Annotated in this window: 4 protein-coding genes; all 4 read left to right on the top strand. The window is 41.3% G+C overall.

Annotated features, from left to right (window positions below; translation table 11 throughout):
* Window positions 1–202 precede the first annotated feature (202 nt).
* The 4 genes from lacA to lacD are packed head-to-tail and all read left to right on the top strand — an operon-like array spanning window position 203 to window position 3,096.
* Entirely contained in the window at window positions 203–628 is a 426-nt protein-coding gene (gene lacA / locus SORDD16_RS05240; RefSeq protein WP_061452607.1) for a galactose-6-phosphate isomerase subunit LacA, read from the top strand.
* A 30-nt stretch (window positions 629–658) separates the two neighbouring features.
* Window positions 659–1,174, top strand: a complete 516-nt coding sequence (gene lacB / locus SORDD16_RS05235; RefSeq protein ID WP_001216921.1) for a galactose-6-phosphate isomerase subunit LacB — start codon at window positions 659–661, stop codon at window positions 1,172–1,174.
* A 10-nt stretch (window positions 1,175–1,184) separates the two neighbouring features.
* Window positions 1,185–2,114 carry a tagatose-6-phosphate kinase gene (locus SORDD16_RS05230; RefSeq protein WP_061452606.1) on the top strand — a complete coding sequence of 310 codons (930 nt, stop codon included), beginning with the start codon at window positions 1,185–1,187 and terminating at the stop codon, window positions 2,112–2,114.
* Window position 2,115: 1 nt separating this feature from the next.
* Window positions 2,116–3,096: a tagatose-bisphosphate aldolase gene (gene lacD, locus SORDD16_RS05225; protein ID WP_061452605.1), complete on the top strand. Its 981-nt coding sequence runs from the start codon at window positions 2,116–2,118 to the stop codon at window positions 3,094–3,096.
* Window positions 3,097–3,152: the final 56 nt, after the last annotated feature.

Raw genomic sequence — 3,152 nt, 5'->3', positions numbered from 1 at the left:
ATCATCTCTACATTATTTATTGTTGTCAACAACTACTAGCCATTTGTAATACTCTTCGAAAATCTCTTCAAACCACGTCAGCTTCACCTTGCCGTACTCAAGTACAGCCTGTGGCTAGCTTCCTAGTTTGCTCTTTGATTTTCAGTGAGTATAAGTCGACAAATGAGCTGGTCTAGAATTTTTTAAAAAAGGAGTATACAATATGTCTATTGTTATCGGTGCAGATGCTGCAGGTTTGAGATTGAAAGAAGTTGTGAAAGACTTCTTGGAAAAAGAAAACTTCCAGGTTGTGGATGTTACAGCTGAAGGTCAAGATTTTGTTGATGTGACTCTTGCCGTTGCTGCAGAAGTAAACAAAGAAGAACAAAATCTTGGTATCGTCATTGATGCTTATGGTGCTGGTCCATTCATGGTCGCAACTAAAATCAAAGGAATGGTTGCTGCAGAGGTATCTGACGAACGTTCAGCTTATATGACTCGTGGCCACAACAACTCACGCATGATCACTATGGGTGCACAACTTGTTGGTGATGAATTGGCTAAAAATATTGCTAAAGGATTTGTTAACGGTAAATACGACGGTGGCCGTCACCAAATTCGTGTCGACATGTTGAACAAAATGTGCTAATTAGATTACAGTAAGAAAGGTAAGATAAAAATGAGAATTGCAATTGGATGTGACCACATCGTAACAGATGAAAAAATGGCGGTTTCAGAATTTTTGAAATCAAAAGGATATGAAGTGATTGACTTTGGTACATATGACCACACACGTACTCACTACCCAATCTTTGGTAAAAAAGTTGGTGAAGCCGTTACAAGCGGTCAAGCTGATCTTGGGGTATGTATCTGTGGTACTGGTGTTGGTATCAACAACGCTGTCAATAAAGTTCCTGGTGTTCGTTCTGCCTTGGTTCGTGATATGACAACAGCTCTTTATGCAAAAGAGCAATTGAATGCTAACGTTATTGGTTTTGGTGGTAAGATTACTGGTGAATTGCTTATGTGCGATATCATTGAAGCTTTCATCAATGCTGAATACAAACCATCAGAAGAAAATAAAAAATTGATTGCGAAAATTGAGCACGTTGAAACCCACAATGCTCATCAAGCGGATGCAAACTTCTTTACAGAATTCCTTGAAAAATGGGATCGCGGTGAGTACCACGACTAAGAGGTGACGCATGATTCTAACAGTCACGATGAATCCATCCATTGATATTTCTTATCCTTTGGATGAATTAAAAATTGACACTGTCAACCGTGTGGTAGACGTGACCAAGACAGCTGGTGGTAAAGGTCTCAATGTTACACGAGTTCTTTCAGAATTTGGTGATTCTGTTGCTGCTACTGGTTTGGTCGGTGGTAAACTTGGTGAGTTTTTAGTAGAGCATATCGACGATAAAGTAACGAAACGTTTTTTCTTCATTCAAGGTGAAACTCGAAACTGTATCGCTATTCTCCACGGAGACAGCCAAACAGAAATCCTTGAAAAAGGTCCTGAAGTTCTGGAACAAGAAGGACAAGATTTCTTGGCTCATTTCGAGAATCTTCTTGACACTGTGGAAGTAGTTGCTATCTCAGGTAGTCTGCCAGCAGGCCTTCCAGTTGACTACTATGCGAGCTTGGTAGAGCTTGCTAATCGCGCAGGAAAACCAGTTGTTCTGGACTGCTCGGGTGCAGCTCTTCAAGCAGTTCTTGAATCACCACATAAACCAACAGTAATCAAACCAAATAATGAGGAATTGTCTCAGCTTCTAGGAAGAGAAGTTTCTGAGAATTTGGATGAATTAAAAGAAGTTCTCCAAGAACCTTTGTTTGCAGGGATTGAATGGATTATTGTTTCGCTTGGTGCCAATGGTGCCTTTGCCAAACATGGTGACACTTTCTACAAGGTAGATATTCCTAGAATTCAGGTAGTCAATCCTGTCGGATCTGGAGATTCTACTGTTGCAGGTATTTCATCAGGACTTCTTCATGAGGAATCGGATGCAGAACTCCTCATCAAGGCAAATGTCCTTGGTATGCTTAATGCTCAAGAAAAAATGACAGGTCATGTCAATATGACCAACTATCAGGCTCTATATGATCAATTAATAGTAAAAGAGGTATAAAATGGCTTTAACAGAACAAAAACGTGCACGCTTAGAAAAACTTTCAGATGAAAATGGAATCATCTCAGCTCTTGCCTTTGACCAACGTGGTGCTTTGAAACGCCTCATGGCTCAATACCAAACAGAAGAGCCAACAGTGGCTCAAATGGAAGAACTCAAAGTCTTGGTAGCAGATGAATTGACCAAATACGCTTCATCTATGCTTCTCGACCCAGAGTATGGACTTCCAGCTACAAAAGCGCTTGCTCCAAATGCTGGTCTTCTCCTTGCTTATGAGAAAACAGGTTACGACACAACTAGCACCAAACGCTTGCCAGACTGCTTGGATGTTTGGTCTGCAAAACGCATCAAAGAACAAGGCGCTGACGCTGTCAAATTCTTGCTTTACTATGACGTAGACAGTTCTGACGAACTCAACCAACAAAAACAAGCATACATCGAACGCATCGGTTCTGAGTGTGTGGCGGAAGACATTCCATTCTTCCTTGAAATCCTTGCTTACGATGAAAAAATCTCTGACGCAGGTTCTGCAGAATACGCAAAAGTGAAACCACACAAGGTTATCAGTGCCATGAAGGTCTTCTCAGACCCACGTTTCAACATCGATGTCTTGAAAGTGGAAGTTCCGGTCAACGTTAAATACGTTGAAGGATTTGGAGATGGTGAAATCGTGCATACACGTGAAGAAGCAGCAGCCTTCTTCAAAGCACAAGATGAAGCAACTAACTTGCCATATATCTACTTGAGTGCGGGAGTGTCAGCTAAACTCTTCCAAGAAACCCTTGTCTTTGCCCACGAATCAGGCGCAAACTTCAATGGTGTTCTTTGTGGCCGTGCAACCTGGGCTGGATCAGTGGAAGCCTACATCAAAGACGGTGAAGCAGCAGCTCGTGAATGGCTTCGTACAACTGGATTTGAGAACATTGACGAACTCAACAAAGTTCTCAAAACTACAGCGACTTCATGGACTGAACGTGTTTAAGAACCCCCTCCTATTTTAGGAATATGAACTTAAAAAATTTTAAAAAAAGTTGTATG

It is taken from the genome of Streptococcus oralis, from assembly GCF_001578945.1.
In the GTDB taxonomy this organism is placed as follows: Bacteria; Bacillota; Bacilli; order Lactobacillales; family Streptococcaceae; genus Streptococcus; species Streptococcus oralis_Q.
Note: the sequence above shows the minus strand (reverse complement) of the source record. Positions and strands in the feature narration are given on the sequence as shown.